Source organism: Sphingomonas silueang, assembly GCF_040049155.1.
Classification (GTDB): Bacteria; Pseudomonadota; Alphaproteobacteria; order Sphingomonadales; family Sphingomonadaceae; genus Sphingomonas; species Sphingomonas silueang.
On record NZ_JBDZDK010000007.1, the window covers coordinates 101876 to 118727 of the forward strand.

At 71.8% G+C, this 16852-nt stretch carries 14 protein-coding genes; 3 read left to right on the forward strand and 11 right to left on the reverse strand.

The genetic code is table 11. From position 1 onward, the window contains the following. Positions 1–149: 149 nt before the first annotated feature. From groL to ABLE43_RS09315, 3 genes are all read right to left on the reverse strand, one after another. On the reverse strand, positions 150–1793 hold the full coding sequence (groL, locus tag ABLE43_RS09305; RefSeq protein ID WP_348978214.1) for a chaperonin GroEL: 1644 nt from the start codon (positions 1791–1793) through the stop codon (positions 150–152). Positions 1794–1853: 60 nt separating this feature from the next. Beyond that, positions 1854–2141, reverse strand: a complete 288-nt coding sequence (gene groES / locus ABLE43_RS09310) for a co-chaperone GroES (RefSeq protein WP_348978215.1) — start codon at positions 2139–2141, stop codon at positions 1854–1856. Between the two features lie 136 nt (positions 2142–2277). Beyond that, the gene (locus ABLE43_RS09315) at positions 2278–3669 is read right to left on the reverse strand and encodes an MATE family efflux transporter (RefSeq protein ID WP_348978216.1); all 1392 of its coding nucleotides are present in this window, start codon (positions 3667–3669) and stop codon (positions 2278–2280) included. Between the two features lie 130 nt (positions 3670–3799). On the opposite strand from ABLE43_RS09315, the gene sppA reads away from it, so the two are divergent. Continuing rightward, the gene (gene sppA, locus ABLE43_RS09320) at positions 3800–5686 is read left to right on the forward strand and encodes a signal peptide peptidase SppA (RefSeq protein WP_348978217.1); all 1887 of its coding nucleotides are present in this window, start codon (positions 3800–3802) and stop codon (positions 5684–5686) included. Beyond that, entirely contained in the window at positions 5683–6246 is a 564-nt protein-coding gene (locus tag ABLE43_RS09325) for a GNAT family N-acetyltransferase (RefSeq protein WP_348978218.1), read from the forward strand. The genes sppA and ABLE43_RS09325 overlap by 4 nt, the downstream gene beginning before the upstream one ends. Before the next feature lie 2 nt (positions 6247–6248). Here the strand turns inward: ABLE43_RS09325 and ABLE43_RS09330 are convergent, their stop codons facing one another. After that, positions 6249–6890 carry a trimeric intracellular cation channel family protein gene (locus ABLE43_RS09330; protein WP_348978219.1) on the reverse strand — a complete coding sequence of 214 codons (642 nt, stop codon included), beginning with the start codon at positions 6888–6890 and terminating at the stop codon, positions 6249–6251. A 93-nt stretch (positions 6891–6983) separates the two neighbouring features. Here ABLE43_RS09330 and ABLE43_RS09335 point away from each other — a divergent pair, with 93 nt between their 5' ends. Beyond that, entirely contained in the window at positions 6984–7640 is a 657-nt protein-coding gene (locus ABLE43_RS09335) for a YoaK family protein (protein ID WP_348978220.1), read from the forward strand. 142 nt (positions 7641–7782) lie between these two features. Here ABLE43_RS09335 and ABLE43_RS09340 read toward each other — a convergent pair whose 3' ends face one another. The 7 genes from ABLE43_RS09340 to ABLE43_RS09370 form a co-directional block, all read right to left on the reverse strand. Further along, positions 7783–8715, reverse strand: a complete 933-nt coding sequence (locus ABLE43_RS09340; RefSeq protein ID WP_348978221.1) for a bifunctional riboflavin kinase/FAD synthetase — start codon at positions 8713–8715, stop codon at positions 7783–7785. A gap of 9 nt (positions 8716–8724) precedes the next feature. Continuing rightward, the gene (locus ABLE43_RS09345; RefSeq protein WP_348978222.1) at positions 8725–9942 is read right to left on the reverse strand and encodes a dipeptidase; all 1218 of its coding nucleotides are present in this window, start codon (positions 9940–9942) and stop codon (positions 8725–8727) included. Between the two features lie 63 nt (positions 9943–10005). Continuing rightward, positions 10006–10476 carry a dihydrofolate reductase gene (locus tag ABLE43_RS09350; RefSeq protein ID WP_348978223.1) on the reverse strand — a complete coding sequence of 157 codons (471 nt, stop codon included), beginning with the start codon at positions 10474–10476 and terminating at the stop codon, positions 10006–10008. After that, a complete protein-coding gene (locus ABLE43_RS09355) occupies positions 10473–12533 on the reverse strand; it encodes a hypothetical protein (protein WP_348978224.1) in 2061 nt (686 codons plus the stop codon). Before ABLE43_RS09355 ends, ABLE43_RS09350 begins: the two co-directional genes overlap by 4 nt. A gap of 1 nt (position 12534) precedes the next feature. After that, entirely contained in the window at positions 12535–12864 is a 330-nt protein-coding gene (locus ABLE43_RS09360) for a DMT family transporter (protein ID WP_348978225.1), read from the reverse strand. Then, positions 12861–14327 carry a UbiA family prenyltransferase gene (locus ABLE43_RS09365; protein WP_348978226.1) on the reverse strand — a complete coding sequence of 489 codons (1467 nt, stop codon included), beginning with the start codon at positions 14325–14327 and terminating at the stop codon, positions 12861–12863. Before ABLE43_RS09365 ends, ABLE43_RS09360 begins: the two co-directional genes overlap by 4 nt. Before the next feature lie 57 nt (positions 14328–14384). Continuing rightward, complete coding sequence (locus ABLE43_RS09370; RefSeq protein ID WP_348978227.1) at positions 14385–16757, reverse strand: hypothetical protein; 2373 nt, start codon at positions 16755–16757, stop codon at positions 14385–14387. Positions 16758–16852 lie beyond the last annotated feature (95 nt).

Below are 16852 nucleotides of genomic sequence, written 5' to 3' on the forward strand. Positions count from 1 at the left end.
GGGCATCCCCCTCCCGGCCTTTCTTGTGTTCGGTCCGGGTCCGGCACCGGCGAAGCCGGTGCCCGTCGGTCGGGTCGGTGGCGGTGCCGCCGACCCGCCGGCCGTTCCGATTTTCTGTCCGGGGCAGCGAACGCTGCCCCGGTCGAAAATCAGAAGTCCATGCCGCCCATGCCGCCCATGCCGCCGCCGGCGGGCATCGGGGACGCCTTGTCCTCGGGCAGTTCCGAGACGGTGGCTTCGGTCGTGATCAGTAGACCCGCGACCGACGCCGCGTTCTGGAGCGCGGTGCGCACCACCTTGGTCGGGTCGATCACGCCCGCGGCAACCAGATTCTCATACTGGTCGGTCGCGGCGTTGAAGCCGAACGAGGTGTCGGCCTGGTCGAGCAGCTTGCCCGAGACGACCGCGCCGTCATGGCCCGCGTTCTGCGCGATCTGACGCACCAGCGCGGTCAGCGACTTGCGGACGATGTCGACGCCGCGCGTCTGGTCGTCGTTCGCGCCGGTCACGCCGTCGAGCGCCTTGGTCGCGTACAGCAGCGCGGTGCCGCCGCCGGGGACGATGCCTTCTTCCACGGCCGCGCGGGTCGCATGCAGCGCGTCGTCGACGCGGTCCTTGCGCTCCTTCACCTCGACCTCGGTCGCACCGCCGACCTTGATGACCGCGACGCCACCGGCGAGCTTCGCCAGACGCTCCTGCAGCTTTTCGCGGTCATAGTCCGACGAGGTGACTTCGATCTGCTGGCGGATCGCATCGGTGCGGCCCTTGATCGCATCGGCTTCACCCGCACCGTCGACGATGGTGGTGTTGTCCTTGTCGATCGTCACGCGCTTGGCGGTGCCGAGCATGCCGAGCGTCACCGACTCGAGCTTGATGCCGAGGTCTTCGCTGATGACTTCGCCCTTGGTCAGGATCGCGATGTCTTCCAGCATCGCCTTGCGACGATCGCCGAAGCCCGGCGCCTTGACCGCCGCGACCTTCAGGCCGCCGCGCAGCTTGTTGACCACCAGCGTGGCCAGCGCCTCGCCCTCGATGTCCTCGGCGATGATCAGCAGCGGACGGCCCGACTGCACCACCGCCTCGAGGATCGGCAGCATCGCCTGGAGCGACGACAGCTTCTTCTCGTGGATCAGGATGTAGGGGTCGTTCAGTTCGACCTGCATCTTTTCCGGGTTGGTGATGAAGTACGGCGACAGATAGCCGCGGTCGAACTGCATGCCTTCGACGACGTCCAGCTCGAATTCGAGGCCCTTGGCCTCCTCGACGGTGATGACGCCTTCCTTGCCGACCTTTTCCATAGCCTCGGCGATCTTCTCGCCGACTTCACGGTCGCCGTTGGCCGAGATGATGCCGACCTGCGCGACTTCGGACGAACCCGACACCGGCTTGGAACGGCCCTTCACGTCCTCGACCACCTTGGCGACGGCGATGTCGATGCCGCGCTTCAGGTCCATCGGGTTCATGCCCGCGGCGACCGACTTCATGCCTTCGCGCACGATCGCCTGCGCCAGCACGGTGGCGGTGGTGGTGCCGTCGCCCGCGATGTCGTTGGTCTTCGACGCCACTTCGCGCACCATCTGCGCGCCCATGTTCTCGAACTTGTCCTTCAGTTCGATTTCCTTGGCGACCGACACACCGTCCTTGGTGATGCGGGGCGCGCCGAACGACTTGTCGATGACGACGTTGCGGCCCTTCGGCCCCAGCGTCACCTTCACCGCGTCGGCGAGGATGTCGACGCCGCGCAGGATGCGCTCGCGGGCGTCACGACCGAATTTCACGTCCTTGGCTGCCATGTGGCTACCCTTTCAAATCTGAAAATTGACAAAATTGACACTAGTGGAAGGCGTGTCGGCTCAGCCGACGATCCCCAGAATGTCGCTTTCCTTCATGATGAGCAGGTCTTCGCCGTTCACCTTCACCTCGGTGCCCGACCACTTGCCGAACAGGATGCGGTCGCCGGCCTTGACGTCGAGCGGCGAGACTTCGCCCTTGTCGTTCCTGGCACCGGCACCGGCGGCGACGACTTCGCCTTCCTGCGGCTTTTCCTTGGCGGTGTCGGGGATGATGATCCCGCCGAGCGTCTTTTCCTCGGCCTCGACGCGGCGGACGAGCACGCGGTCGTGCAGCGGACGGAAGTTCATGCGAGGGTTCCCTTTCGGCATGTGAAACATGGTTTGGCACTCGCCCATGGGGAGTGCCAGCGGCCGGGATATGTGCAGCCGTGCATCGCCCGTCAACCGCCCCGGGAACAATTTTGCGGGTAGCGCGTGCTGAAGGTCAGACGGGCCGCACCAGCCCCAGCGCCTCGCGCCGCCGCCAGCGATCGACGAGCAGCAGCGCCACCGCCAGCAGCCCGAGCAACAGGCCGATCCACACCCCCACGCCCGCCAGCGGCGTCCAGAATCCCAGCGCCACCGAGGTCGCGAAGCCGATCAGCCAGTAGCCGACCAGCGCGATGACCATCGGCACCCGCGTATCCTGCACCCCGCGCAGCACGCCCGCCGCCACCGCCTGTGCGCCGTCGGCCAGCTGGAACAGGGCGGCGATGACCAGATATTGCAGCGCCAGCGCGATCATCGCGGCGTTGGCGGGCGCGTCGACATCGACATAGACCGACAGGAACGCGCGCGGGAACGCCCAGAGCAGCAGGGCGGTGAACCCCATGAAGCCGGTGCCGACCGCCAGCGCCGACCAGCCCGCGCGTGCGATCCACGTCCGGTCGCCCGCGCCATAGGCCAGCCCCACGCGGATCGTCGCCGCCTGCGCGATGCCGAAGGGCACCTGGAACAGGAAGGCCGCGATCTGGAGCGCGATGGCATGCGCCGCGACCTCGGTCACGCCGATGCGTCCCATCAGGAAGCCGGCGGCGGAGAACAGCGCGCCCTCGAACGTCATCGTCGCCGCGATCGGCAGGCCGAGCACCGCGATCTGGCGCAACCGGCTCCATTCGGGGCGCCACCAGCGCCCGAACAGGCGGAAGCGCCGGAGCCGTCGATCGGCGAGCAGCACCGCGGCATAGGCGACGCCCATCGCGGTGGCGGTGGTCACGCTGGCGATCGCCGAGCCTTCGAGGCCCAGCGCGGGGAAGCCGAGGTTGCCGAACACCAGCAGCCAGTTGGCGAGGATCGAGACGCCCAGCCCCAGCGCGGTGATCGCCATCGCCCAGCCGGGCCGCCCCAATGCCGAGGCGGTGATGCGCATCACCGCGCCCGCGACCGCCGGGATCATCGCCCACAGCAGGATGTCGAGGAACGCATCGGCGCGCGCGGCGACGGTCGCATCCTGTCCGGTCGCGAGCAGCAGGCTTTCCCCATGTGCCAGCAGCGCCATGAACGGCAGGCTGCCGATCACCGCGATCCACAGGGCCATGCGGAACGAGCGCCGCACCTCGCGCACCGCATGCGCGCGCTTGCCCAGTTCGGCGGCGATGATCGGGGCGGCTGCCCCGACAAGGCCGGAAAGCGCGAAGAGGATGACGCTGTAGGCATAGACGCCCAGGGTCGCGGCGGCGAGTTCGACGGTGCCGAGGCGGGCGACGAACACCACGTCCACCGCATAGACCGCCATCTGGAGCAGGTTCGCGCCCACCAGCGGCGCCGCGAGCCGCAGCGTCGCCGCGAGTTCGGCGCGGGCGGTGGCGGGGGCGGCGGGGGCGACGGTTTCGGCCATGGGCGGCGCTGTAGTGGGTTGGGAGGGCCAAGCAAATCCTCCCCGTGCCGGGGAGGAGCTTTATCGTGCTTTACTCACCGGCGCCGTCCGCTAATTATCGACCTACGATAAACCCCCGGAAGGAACGCGCGTGAAGCTGGTACGTGGCGCATGGAAACTGCTGGTCGGCATCAAGGATGCGCTGGTGCTGCTGCTCATGCTGCTGTTCTTCGGCGGATTGTTCGCGATGCTCTCGGCGCGGCCCAATACGCGGGTGACGGACGGGGCGCTGGTGCTCGACCTGTCGGGCACGATCGTCGAACAGCCTGCCGAGGCCGATCCGGTCGCGGCGCTCTCGGGCCAGGCCGTGGCGCAGGAGCTGCGGCTGCGCGACGTGGTGCGTGCGCTGGACGCCGCGAAGGACGACGCGCGGGTCAAGGCGGTCGTGCTCGACATGGATCGCTTCGCGGGCGGCTATCCCGCCGCGCTGGCCGAGGTGGGCGACGCGGTGGCGCGGGTGCGTAGCGGCGGCAAGCCGGTGCTGGCCTATGCCACCCTCTATACCGACGGCGGCTATCGCATCGCCGCCAATGCCAGCGAAATCTGGCAGAATCCGTTCGGCGGCACGCTGTTCCGCGGACCCGGCGGGTCGCAGCCCTATTACAAGGGGCTGATCGACAAGCTGGGGGTCAACGCGCACGTCTATCGCGTCGGCCAGTTCAAGTCGGCGGTGGAGCCGTTCACCCGCGCCGACCAGTCCGAACCGGCGCGCGCCGCCAACCAGGCGCTGTACGGCGCGATCTTCGACCAGTGGCGCGCAGGCGTCCTGAAGGCGCGGCCCAAGGCACAGCTCGATGCGTTCCTGACCCGTCCGGCGGAAGCGGTGCAGGCGACCGGCGGCGACGTGGCGCAGGCCAATGTCCGCGCCGGGCTGGTCGACCGGCTGGGCGACCGCATCGCCTTCGGGCAGCGGGTCGCCAAGATCGCAGGCGCAGAGGCGAACAAGCCCGCGGGCAGCTTCCGCACGATCAAATACGCCAGCTGGCTCGCCGCGCATCCGCTGCCGACCGGGGGCGATGCGGTGGGCGTCATCACCATCGCGGGGACGATCGTCGACGGCGAGGCGAAGGCGGGCACGGCAGGCGGCGACACCATCGCCAAGCTGCTGCTCGATGGGCTGGCGACCAGGAACCTCAAGGCGCTGGTGGTGCGTGTCGATTCGCCGGGCGGATCGGTGCTGGCGTCGGAGCGCATCCGCCAGGCGATCCTCCAGGCGAAGGTCGCGAAGAAGCTGCCGGTCGTGGTGTCGATGGGTGGCCTCGCCGCATCGGGCGGATATTGGGTATCGACGCCGGGCGACGTGATCTTCGCCGAACCGAACACGATCACCGGATCGATCGGCGTGTTCGGGGTGATCCCGACGTTCGAGAACACGCTGGCCAGGATCGGCGTCACCGCCGACGGCGTCGCGACCACGCCGCTCAGCGGCCAGCCCGACGTGATGCGCGGCACCAGCCCGGCGTTCGATTCGATCATGCAGGCGGGCGTCGAGGACGTGTATCGCCGCTTCACCGGGCTGGTGGCGGAGTCGCGCAAGCTGCCGCAGGCGCGGGTCGACCAGATCGGGCAGGGCCGGGTGTGGGACGGCGGCACCGCGCGGCAACTGGGCCTCGTCGACCGGTTCGGCAATCTGGGCGATGCCGTGGCCGAGGCGGCCCGCCGTGCGAAGATCGATCCGGCCAAGGCGCGCGCGATCTATCTCGACAAGGAGCCGAGCGCGTTCGAGGCGCTGTTCAGGAGCTTCGCCGACCAGCAGCGCGGCGACGACGGCGAAGCGGCGGCGACCGACCTGATCGGCCTTGCCGCGCGCGAGCAGCGGCTGATGCTGGCGCAGGCGCTGGGCGATGCGCGATCGATGCTGTCGGGCAAGGCCGGGGTGCAGGCGCGCTGCATCGAATGCGCGGGCATCGGGCCGGTGCGGGCGAGCCCCGCGGACGTGTCGCTGCTCGACCTGATCGTCGCGCGGCTGTCCTCATGATCGCGATCCGGCCTGCGCGGCCCGAGGATGCCGGGGCGATCGCCGCCATCTATGCGCCGTATGTGCTGGGCGGGACCGTCTCGTTCGAGACCGATGCGCCCGATGCGCGGGCGATCCGCCACCGCATGGCGGCGAGCGACGGGCTGTATCCGTGGCTGGTCGCGACCACCGGCGAAGCGGACGGCGATGCGGTGCTCGGCTATGCCTATGCGACCAGGTTCCGCGATCGGCCCGCGTACCGCTATGTCGTGGAGACGTCGATCTACATGGCGGGGGCGTCGCAGCAGAAGGGCACCGGGCGGCTGCTCTACGAGGCGCTGATCGACACGCTGCGCGCGCAAGGCTTCACCCAGGCGATCGGCGTGCTGTCGCTGCCCAACGATGCATCGATCACGTTGCACGAGGCGGTGGGGTTCCGCCGCGCGGGGGTGTACCGCGAGATCGGGTTCAAGCAGGGACGCTGGATCGACGTCGGTTTCTGGCAATGCCGGCTGAACGACGGCGCGGTGCCGCCGAAGGAGCCGAAACCGTTCCGCGAGACGGGCGTGGTGCGGGGGTAGGGCTACCGCTTCCCCCGATAGGCGGGCAGCCCGAGGCGCCAGTGGATCGCCGCGCCGCGCAACACGAAGCCCGCCGCGGCGGCAGGCAGGGCGGCGACGAACGGCGGCAGGCCGATCGCCACCAGCACGACATGCAGCCCGGCGGCAAGCGCGGCGGCGGTGACGTAGAGTTCCGGGCGGACCAGGATCGAGGGCACGCCCGCAAGCATGTCGCGCAGGATGCCGCCGACGCAGGCGGTCAGCACGCCCATCAGCGCCGCCTCGAACGTCGGCACGCCGAAGCTCAGCGCCTTGGCCGCGCCGAACACCGCATAGGCCGCCAGCCCCGCCGCATCGAACCACTCGAGCGCGCGTTCGCGCCACCAGCGTTCGGGGGTGATCCACACCAGCACCGCCATGCCGATGCAGATCGCGGCATAGGGCGCGCCGTGCACCCAGAATACCGGTGCGCCGATCAGCAGGTCGCGCACCGTGCCCCCGCCGACCCCGGTGACGAGCGCGAAGAACGCCGCCGTCACGAACGTCTGCCCGGTGCGCGTGGCGGCCAGCGCGCCCGACGCCGCGAACACCGCGACCCCGACCAGATCGAGCGCGCCGAGCAACTGTCCCAGCGCCTGGGGAGAGGGGACCATCGCGACCGTCATTTTTTCGGCCTAACCCATTGGACGCAGCCTTGCGAGCGGCGATCGCCGGACCATCTTGCCCAACGTCCGTGAAGCCGGGCACAAGGAGCGACGATGCGACGCCTGACCCCTGCCGCGACCCTTGCCGCCGTGCTGCTGGCGGCGCTGGCCGGAATCGTCGATGCGATCGCGTTCCAGGCGCTGGGCGGCTTCTTCGCCTCGTTCATGAGCGGCAACTCGACCCGGCTGGGCCTCGGCCTTGCCGAGGGGTGGAACGGCGCGGCGGCCACGGCGGCGGCGCTGCTGCTGGCGTTCGTGTGCGGGGCGATGCTCGGCACCGTCGCGGGCGCGGCGGCGCAGGAGCGGCTGGGCGAGGCGCGCCGCGGCGAGGCGGTGATGGGGCTGGTGACGGTGCTGCTGGCGCTGGGCGCGGCGCTCTCCGCCTTCGCGCCGGTCACGCTGGCGGTGCTGCCGCTGGCCGCCGCGATGGGAGCGCAGAACGGCGTGGTCGCCCCCGACGGCGAGGTGCGCGTCGCGCTGACCTACATGACCGGCACGCTGGTCCGCATCGGGCAGCGGCTCGCCCGGCGGCTGATGGGCGAGGCGGCGGCACCGGGCCTGCGGCGCGAACTGCTGCTGTGGCTGGGGTTCGTCGCGGGGGTGGTCGTCGGCGCGATCGGGTGGCAGTGGCTGGGGCTGGCGGCGCTGTGGGTCGCGGCGGCGCTGGCGGCGGCGCTGACGATGCTGGTGGCGCGGGTAGGGGTGCGGTAGCGCGGTTAACGGGGACTTCCGTCCGACCACCACACCGTTCGTGTCGAGCGTAGTCGAGACACCTTGGCGCAGCGCTCGCGGCACGTCCCTCGACTTCGCTCGGGACGAACGGCGATTCTCGATCCGGGTCGAACGCTACGGGCTATCCACCCGCCAGCATCGCCCGTGCCGTCACGCAGTCCGCCGCCATCTGCACCTTCAGCGCGTCGAGCGAATCGAACTTTGCCTCCGGACGGATGAAGTCGATCAGCGCGACCTCGATCACCTGTCCGTACAGGTCGCCCGAGAAATCGAAGAAATGGGGTTCGAGCAGCTCGACCGGATCGCCCGCGATGGTCGGGCGGATGCCGAGGTTGGCGGCCCCCGTCAGCACACGCCCGTCGGCCAGCCGCCCCGTGACGGCATAGATGCCATAGGCCGGGCGCAGGTAGTTGCCGAGCCGCAGGTTGGCGGTCGGATAGCCCAGTTGCCGCCCGAGCTGCGCGCCCGGCTCCACTACCCCCTGAATCGCGAAGGGGCGGGTGAGCAGCGCGGCGGCCTCGCGCGGGCGGGCTTCGCGCAGCAGGTCGCGGATGCGCGAGGAGGAGACGATGCCTTCGCCGTCGCCGACCGGGGCGACCGTCTCCGCGACGAAGCCATGGGCGTCGCCCAGCGCCGCCAGCGTGGCGACATCGCCGTCGCGCCCGCGCCCGAAGGTGAAGTCGGTGCCGGTGACGACGCCGCTCGCCCCGAGGTTGTCGCGCAGCCGCTCGGCAGCGAATCCTTCCGCCGACAGTCCGGCGAGCGCGGCGTCGAAGGCGAACACCAGCATCGCATCCGCGCCCGCCGCCGCGAACAGCCGCTGGCGCTGGTCGAGCGTGGTCAGGCGGAACGGCGGGGTGTCGGGGCGGAAGAAGCGGCGCGGATGCGGATCGAAGGTGGCGACGATCGCCGGGCGACCCGCGGCATGGGCGCGCGCCACCGCGCGGGCGACCACCGCCTGATGCCCGGCATGAAATCCGTCGAAATTGCCGAGCGCGACCACGCCGCCGCGCCACCGCGCCGCGACGGGCGCGCCCCCGTCGAGACGCTCCATCGCCGCCCCTTACCCGGCCCGGGGGCCAGGCGAAAGGGGCTGCAACCCGGCGCGCAGCACGCGGATCGCGTTGCCGCCCATCACCTTGGCGATATCGACCTGGCTCAGCCCGGCGGCGCGCAGCGCGCGGGCCACCAGCATCAGTTGCGTGGTGTCGAACGCGGTCGTCACCGCCCCGTCGAAATCCGATCCGAGCGCGACATGATCGATCCCGACGAGGTTGCGGACATGCATGATCGCCCGCGCGATCGCCGCCGGATCGGTCGAGCACACCGCGCCCGCCCAGTATCCGATGCCGACCACCCCGCCGGTGGCGGCGATGCCGCGCACCTCGCCATCGGTCAGGTTGCGGTTGACCGGACAGGTGGCCTGCACCCCGCCGTGGCTGGAGACGACCGGGCGACGCGCCTGGGCCAGCACGTCGGCGAGGCCGGGATGGCTCAGATGCGCGACATCGACGATCATGCCCAGCGCCTCCATCCGCGCGACCACCTGCCGCCCGAACGGGGTGAGGCCGCGCTTCGCCCGCCCGTGCATCGATCCGGCGACCTCGTTGTCGTAGAAATGGGTCAGGCCCGCCATGCGGAACCCGCTGCGGTACAGCCGGTCGAGGTTGGCGAGATCGCCCTCCAGCCCGTTCAGCCCCTCGATCGAGAGCAGCGCGCCCACCGGGGCGGGGCGGTTGTCGTGGAAGCGGGCGGCCTTGGCGGCGCGTTCGGCGAGCAGCGCGTCGAGATCGGCGCGGGTGCGGATCAGCCGCAACTGGTCGCCCGACTGTGCCGCCGCGCGCCGGAGGCGGGTCGCGTGCCACAGCGAGCGGTTGAGCAGCGAATTCCAGGTCCGCACCGGCTGCAACTGCGCGATCACCAGCGGGGTGATGTTGTCGCTGTCGCCGTCGTTCGCGTCGTAATTCTGCCCGCGCGGCGTCTTCGTCACCGACGAGAAGACCTGGAGCGCGACGTCGCCTTCCTGAAGCCGGGGCAGGTCGACATGGCCGCGTTCGCCGCGGCTCAGCAGGTCGCGCGACCACAGCAGCGTGTCGGCATGCAGGTCGACGATCGGGCCGAGGACATAGGGCGGCGGCAGGCCCTTCGCGACCTGTGCCGCGACCGCCGGGGTGGGCTCGACCCTGTTCATCGACCGCTCGACCATGCCGGGCACCAGCGCGAAGAAGGCGGCGGCAAGGATCGCCAGCAACGCCACGCCCCACCACACCGCCTTGCGCATGACTCGGAACACCCCCCGTCGCCCGACGTGGCGACGGCGCGGCCCTTAGACCCCGGCGTTACCTCAAGTCGAGCGGATCAGCGTGACGAAACTGTACGCGGGACGTTCTCCCGCAGCACTGTGATCCTCGCGCCACGCCTCGCGCCAGCCGGTGAAGGGCGGGACGATCGCGTCGCCCGGCGGCGCGGCGTGTACTTCGGTCAGTTCGATGCGGTCGATGCGGGGCAGCAGCAGCGCGAACACCTCCGCCCCGCCGATCACCGCGGCGTCCGGCCCGGCGAGCGCCAGCGCGGCGGCCGGATCGTGCGCGACCTCCGCGCCGTCCGCGCGCCATGCCGGATCGCGGGTCAGGACGATGTGGCGACGACCGGGCAGGGGACTGGGGAAGCTCTCGAACGTCTTGCGGCCCATCACCATCGCGCGGCCCATGGTCAGCGCCTTGAACCGGCGGAGATCGGCGGGGAGGTGCCACGGCAACTGGCCGTCACGGCCGATCACGCCGTTGGCGGCGCGGGCGAGGATGGCGTCGATCATCGGGCGGGGGCGTGCTGCGGCATCGGCGTGTCGATAGCGCACCGCGTGCCGGGGCGCGAGGGGCCGAGCGCGGCGATGGCGTAATGGCCGTTGCGGAACACCGGCGCTGCCCCCTGTGCGGCATAGGCGGGCGCTGCTCCGGCGGGGAGCAGCAGATAGGCGACGCCTGCGTTGCGGGCGAGCGTTACCCGCGCCGCCGGATCGCCTGCCTGCGCCAGCGCATCGCGGCGGCACCGCCATGCCGGATAGAAGCGCGGCATCCACAGCACGGCGGCTTTCTGCGAATCCTCCCACCAGATCGGGCGACGGGCGAACAGCGCGAAGCCTTCGGGAACGTCGATCGGCAGGAAGCTCGCTTCGCGCGGGGTGTGGGTGCGCGTCCAATGCTGTGCGGCGCGCCAGTCGCGGCGGGCGGCGTCGTCGGCGGGCGCGAATCCCGCCATCGCCCCGCGCGCGAGCCCGGCGAGCAGGAACAGCAGCACGATCGCGGCGAGCGCGGCGTCGCCCCAGCGGCGGCGCGCGACGAGGCCGGGCACGAACGGCGCGGCGAGCAGCAGCGCCGCCCCGCTGCCGATCGCGGCGAGGCGCACCGGCTCCCCCGTCGCCGCGATCAGCGACAACAGCAGCGATACCAGCGCGACGGCGACGACGATCCGCGCGTTCAACGTCCGCCCCATGCAAAAGGCCGCCGCCAGCGCCGCGAACCGCAGCGCCCCTTCCCCGGCGGAGGTCGGCACCGTGACGATCGCGGCACCAAGTGCCGCGACGACGGCGAGCAGCGGCAGACTGTCGGGCCGGGGACGCCGCCAGGCTGCGAGCGCGACGACCGCCGCGGCGATCAGGAAGCCGATGGCGGCCTTCAGGGGTACTTCGGCGATCGGCGAGGGCAGCAGCATCGCGAAAATGCCGAGCAGCGCCACGATCCCCGCCGCCGATCGCAGGCGCTCATGGGCGGGAGGCACCGCCAGCGCGAGGCCGAACAGGCTGACCACCGGCACCTTGAAGAAGAACCCGGCCACCGCGACGAACGCCGGGAGCAGCAATTCGCCCTCGTCGCGGTCGAGCGCGGTCGTCAGCAGCACCGCCGCCGCGCCTGCCGCCAGCAGCGTCGTCACGCTGACGAAGCGCAAGGGGTGGAGCAGCAGCAGCGTCGGCACCTCGGCGACATAGGGTAGCGCCATGCCGAGCAGCAGCACGATCGCCGCCGCCGCCGTGACCCGCCCGAGCGCGCGTGCGCCGGTGGTCGGTGCATGCCACAGCGCGAGCGCGGCGAGGACGATCAGCGCCACCGCCTGCACCGCCGCCTGCGGATAGTCGGCGGCGTAGACATGCCCCTGCAACTGGGTGCGGAAGAACTCGACCGGCGGCTGGTCGCCGCTGCCCCCGGCCAGCGCCCACCATGCGACCGGGAGGGCGGGGAGCAGGAAGCCGAGCGCGAAGCGCCATTGCGCGGGCGTCGCCACGCGCCGGTCGAGCAGGAGCAGCGCGATCCCGCCCGCCAGCGCGCCCCACACGCCCATGAACAGATTGGCCGTCGCCGCAGCGCCGATCGCCAGTCCGGCGGCCCCGCCGCGCCCCGCGGCGACCAGCACCAGCCCGGCGAGCGTCAGGATCACCGCATATTGGGTATGCGTCGCATAGGTGCTGAACAGCTCGGAATAGCCGAGCCGCGTCGCGCCCCACAGCCCGAAGGCGAAGCACAGGAAGCCGGTGACGAGCGCACCGCGCAAGCCCGATCCGCCGCCGCGCCGGACCAGCGCATAGAGCACCACCGCGACCAGCGCGTTGCCCAGCAGTTGCAACGCGACATAGACCGGCTGGATATTCGCGTCGGTCACGAACGGGCGCAGCGCGAACCAGAACACGCTGACGAACCGCGCGAAGCTGGCGTGATAGGGGTCGTGCGGCCCCTCCGCCGATCCGGCGAAGTCGAGCGCGACCGGGATCGTCCAGATATTGTTCTGTTCGGGAAAGCTGAGGCCCGACAGCCAGGTGGCGCACAGCGCGGCCAGCGCGACGAAGGCGGCCCCTGCCCAGTCTCCGGCGCGGCCGCGCATCTCAGCTCCGCGCGATGCAGGCGACGCCCGCGCAGACCAGCGCCACGCCCGCGACGCGCAGCGCCGACACCTGCTCGCCCGCCGCCCAGCCGATCGCGACGCTGGCGGCGAAGCCGAGGCCGACCAGCGGATAGGCCTTGCTCACGTCCCAGCGCGCCAGCACCGCCAGCCACACCAGCGCGCCGATGCCGTACAGCGCGAAGCCTGCCAGCAGCCACGGCTCCCACAGCAGGGCAAGGCCGCGCGCGCGCCCGGCCATCCCCGCCTTCAGCGCGAACTGCGCCGCGACCGACAGCGCGATGCTGACGAGTGCGATCGGCAGCGGGCTCACGGCATGCGCTCCAGCGGCAGCCACTGGGCGGCGAGCGTCACCGCGACCATCGCGCCGATCGCGATGCGGCTACCGCGGTCGCGCAGCGCATAGAGGATCGGATCGTCGTGCATCTCGTCGCGCGAGGTCTTGATCCACAACCGGGCGAGCCAATAGACGAGCCCGATCGCGACGATCCACAACAGGTCGGGCGCGGCATAGCGGGCGCGGGTATCGGCCTGCGACACGAACATCCCGAACACCACGGCGGAGGCGACCGCCGAGGCGACGCCGAACGGCCACAGCACGACGAGATCGGACACGCGATAGTCGCGCCCGTGCGTCGCATCCCGGCCCAGGGCACCGAGCGACACCAGCTCGGCGCAACGCTTGACCAGTGCGAGGCTGAGGAACAGGAACATCGAGAAGGCGAGCAGCCACGGCGTCAGCGGCACCGCCACCGCCACCGCCCCGGCAAGGATGCGGAAGGTATAGAGCATCGCCAGCAGGATCACGTCGATCAGGACATATTCCTTGAACATCAGGCTGTAGCTGCTGGTGAGCGCCAGATAGACGAGCAGCATCGCCGCGAAGCCGGGCGATACCGCCAGCGCCAGCACCAGCGCGAGCAGCAGCCCGCCCGCCGCCGCCCGGATGCCATGGGTCAGCGGGATCGCCCCGCTGGCGAAGGGGCGGCGGGACTTGCGCGGATGCGCGCGGTCGCTGTCCAGATCCCACATGTCGTTGACCAGATAGGTCGCCGACGCCGCGATCGAGAAGGCGAGGAACGCCAGCGCCATCACCGCCAGACCCGCCGGGCGGAACAGCCCGAACGAGGTGAACAGCGGCACGAACAGCAGCAGGTTCTTGGTCCATTGATGGACCCGCAGCGCCCGCGTCCAGGTGGCGAGCGACGCGCGCGGGCGCGGGAAGCTGCGCTCGACCGTGGCTTCGCGTGCCACCGCGGCGGCAAGGGCGGGCGAGGTGCCGACGAGGATCGCGCCCTCGGCCGCCTGCCACACCGGGCGGTCGGCGGCGCTGTCGCCCGCGTAGCGGAAGCGATCGCCCACGCTCCCACGGATCGCGTCGCGCTTGGCCGCGCCCTTCAGGTTGGTGCGTCCGTCCGAACACAGCACCGCGTCGAAGATGCCGAGATGGTCGGCGATCGCATCGGCGATCCGCCGGTCGGCGGCGGTGGCGAGGATCAGCGGCGTGCCCGCGGCGCGCTCGGCGGTCAGCCACGCCAGCAGGCCGGTGTCATAGGGCAAATACCCGACCGCGACGGCCGCATCGCGCGCCATCGCCTGCTTGAACGCCGCCCGCCCGCGCGCCAGCCGCCACGGCAGCAGCACCAGTTCGACCGGGGATCGCCGCACGGTGCGCACCAGCGTCTCGACCAGCATGTCGCTGCGCACCAGCGTGCCGTCGAGATCGACGACCAGCGGCAGGCGTTCGGCAGGGGTCGGAGCGGTCGTCGGCTGCATGCGGCCCTTGTCGGCGGTGGCGCGGGGATCGGCAAGCGAAACGCTAGGGCAGGAACGTTAAGGTTCGGTTGGAGGGGCGGGCAGCTCGACCTCGACGGTCACGTCGGGCGCGTCCTGCAACCGCAGCGGCAGGCGCGTGCCGGTGAAGCGCGGCACGGCGATACTGCTGCCGACGAAGCCCGGCGGCACCGTGACGCCGCCGATCGCGGCGATGCGGTGAAGGTCGCTGCCGCTGACGCTACAGTCACCGGTCGCGGGACAGGCCACGCCGCCGATCGCAGGCAGCCGGACGATCCGGGCGAGCGGCTGCCAGTCGCCTGCCACCTCGCCGCGCAGCACCCGGACCCGGAGCGGTCCGTTCGCCTGCGCGCCCAGCGCTTCGGCGGGCACGATCGCGGCGACGCCGATGTCGCCGCCGACGCGCTGCACCGCGCCCGAGGCGAAGGTCAGCCGGGCGCCGCCCGCCTCGCTTGCCAGTTCGATCGCGTCACCTGCCTCGATCCCGCCCGCAACGCGCAGCGAGAAGCGCAGCGTCCCCTGCGCGGGCACGAGATCGTCGGGCAGGCGGATCGGCAGCACGGCGGCGGGCGGCAGCGTCGCCGCGCGCTGGAGGACGGTGACGGCGGGCCGGGCCGGGCCGACCGTGACCGCGACCCCGGCGGTCCGCCCGTCGCGCAGCGTCACCCGTGCGTCGCCGCCGGCACCCGCCGCCACCGCGCGTTCGCCGGTCAGCACCAGCCGGTCGCCGTCGCCCGCGCGGGTCAGCGCGCCGCCCGTGAACCGCTGCCCGGCGAAGTCGACCGCCTGTACCTGATCGAGCCGCTGGCCGCCGAGCACGCCGTCGCGATCCCCGGCGTGGATGGCGAAGCGGTCGAGTCGGCTGGCCTCCGCGCGGGCGGTGAGCGCCACCTGCTGCCCGGTGCCGACGCCGTGGCGGTCGATGGCGAGGGTCAGCGCGCCGGGCCGGACCTTCGCCAGCGGCAGGGTGACGCGCACCGTGTCGGGCGCGGTCGCTTCCCAGGCGAGCGGGCGGCGGTCGTCGCCGGTCGCCAGCGTCATGCCCGCGATGCACGCCGCCGCCCCGCCGCGCAGCACCAGCGGCGAATCGCGCCCGACGATCACCGCGTCGTCGGGCTGCGGTGCCCAGTCGCCGCCGTCGGCCTGCACCGCGACGCGCGGACCGGAAAAACCGTCGAACCCCCAGCGGCCGCGCACCACCGCCTCGCGCACCGTGCCGCGCACCACCGGCGCATCGTTGCCCAGCCGCAGGCCGCCCGCGTCGATGTCGGCAACGAGCGGCAGGTCGGTCACGGCCCCGCCGTCGGTGGTCACGCGCAGCGACAGGTCGCGGGCATAGCCGGTGGCATGGAGCAGCGCCGCATCGCCCAGCGGCAGCACGAGGCGCGGCGCGGCGAGGCACAGCGGCCCGGGCGCGGTCGATCGCCATAGCGGCGGCAGCGCGGTGCCGATCGGCGGCAAGGGGGCGACCAGCACCGAACGCGGATTCTGGAACGACGGCGCGGCGTTCAGCCACAGCGTCAGCCGCTCGCCCCCGCCCACCGCCAGCGCGGGCAGATACTGGTATTGCGCGGTGCGAAACGCGCCGAACAGCCGCGCCAGATCGCGGGCAAGGGCGATGTACGGGCTGTAGAAGCCGCCGCCGCCCTCCGGCGTCGCCGCGACGCGATAGGCGAGGTCGACCGGCGTGCCGGTCAGCGTCTCGGTCAGGGTCGAGCCGCGCTGCGCCTGCAACACCTGCCCGCCGCGATCCTGCATCAGGCACGCCGCCTGGAGCGCGCGCTGGCGGGTCAGGCAGTCGGCGTTGAGCCGCACGCCGAGGCTGTCGGCCAGCACCGGCGCGACGCTCGCCAGCCGTTCGGGCGCGGTCTCGCCGATGCGGGCGACGGCGGCGACGAAGGCGTCGAGCCGCGCGCGGTCGAGCGACGCCTGCTGGAGGTCCTGCGCCGCGCGCACGAAGATGCCGGGGCGGCCGCGCACCGCGCCCCGCACCGCATCGAAGCCGCCGCCCGCCTCCGGGGCCATGAACACCAGCGCCTGTTCCGCGCCCTCGGGCACCGCGACGTCGAGCGTCGCGCGCTTGCGCGACCAGGTTTCGGCACGGAAGAACCAGGATTTGGGCGGCGGGTTGGTCGCCCCGCGCAGGAAGGCGACGACGAGCAGATAGCGCGCCGACTGGTCGGCAGGCAGCGCGGCGCGCGCCGTCAGCCGGTCGCCGGGGCGGAGCGACGGCACCTGCCCCAGCGGCAGCGTCACGTCGCCGCGCCGCACGGTGATCGCCAGTTCCGGCCCGGCGAGGTCGAAACCGTTCTGCTGCGCCGCCGCCGGAACGGCGCACAGGGTTGCGAGCAGGAGGACGAGCGTCGAGAACAGGCGGGCCATCGCCGCGCTGTAGCCGATCGTGCCGGTCATACGGTAGTCGAACCGACCTGAAATCGATTGCACGATCGATCCGCTACGGGCAGGCTGTGGCAAGGCACGGCGTGGTGAAGCGACCGGGCAGGCGC

Coding starts and splice junctions, on each gene's coding strand:
- groL (WP_348978214.1), bottom strand. CDS start 1,793: ATGGCAGCCAAGGACGTGAAATTCGGTCGTGACGCCCGCGAGCGCATC.
- groES (WP_348978215.1), bottom strand. CDS start 2,141: ATGAACTTCCGTCCGCTGCACGACCGCGTGCTCGTCCGCCGCGTCGAG.
- ABLE43_RS09315 (WP_348978216.1), bottom strand. CDS start 3,669: ATGGCCGAAACCGTCGCCCCCGCCGCCCCCGCCACCGCCCGCGCCGAA.
- ABLE43_RS09325 (WP_348978218.1), top strand. CDS start 5,683: ATGATCGCGATCCGGCCTGCGCGGCCCGAGGATGCCGGGGCGATCGCC.
- ABLE43_RS09330 (WP_348978219.1), bottom strand. CDS start 6,890: ATGACGGTCGCGATGGTCCCCTCTCCCCAGGCGCTGGGACAGTTGCTC.
- ABLE43_RS09335 (WP_348978220.1), top strand. CDS start 6,984: ATGCGACGCCTGACCCCTGCCGCGACCCTTGCCGCCGTGCTGCTGGCG.
- ABLE43_RS09340 (WP_348978221.1), bottom strand. CDS start 8,715: ATGGAGCGTCTCGACGGGGGCGCGCCCGTCGCGGCGCGGTGGCGCGGC.
- ABLE43_RS09345 (WP_348978222.1), bottom strand. CDS start 9,942: ATGCGCAAGGCGGTGTGGTGGGGCGTGGCGTTGCTGGCGATCCTTGCC.
- ABLE43_RS09350 (WP_348978223.1), bottom strand. CDS start 10,476: ATGATCGACGCCATCCTCGCCCGCGCCGCCAACGGCGTGATCGGCCGT.
- ABLE43_RS09355 (WP_348978224.1), bottom strand. CDS start 12,533: ATGCGCGGCCGCGCCGGAGACTGGGCAGGGGCCGCCTTCGTCGCGCTG.
- ABLE43_RS09365 (WP_348978226.1), bottom strand. CDS start 14,327: ATGCAGCCGACGACCGCTCCGACCCCTGCCGAACGCCTGCCGCTGGTC.
- ABLE43_RS09370 (WP_348978227.1), bottom strand. CDS start 16,757: ATGACCGGCACGATCGGCTACAGCGCGGCGATGGCCCGCCTGTTCTCG.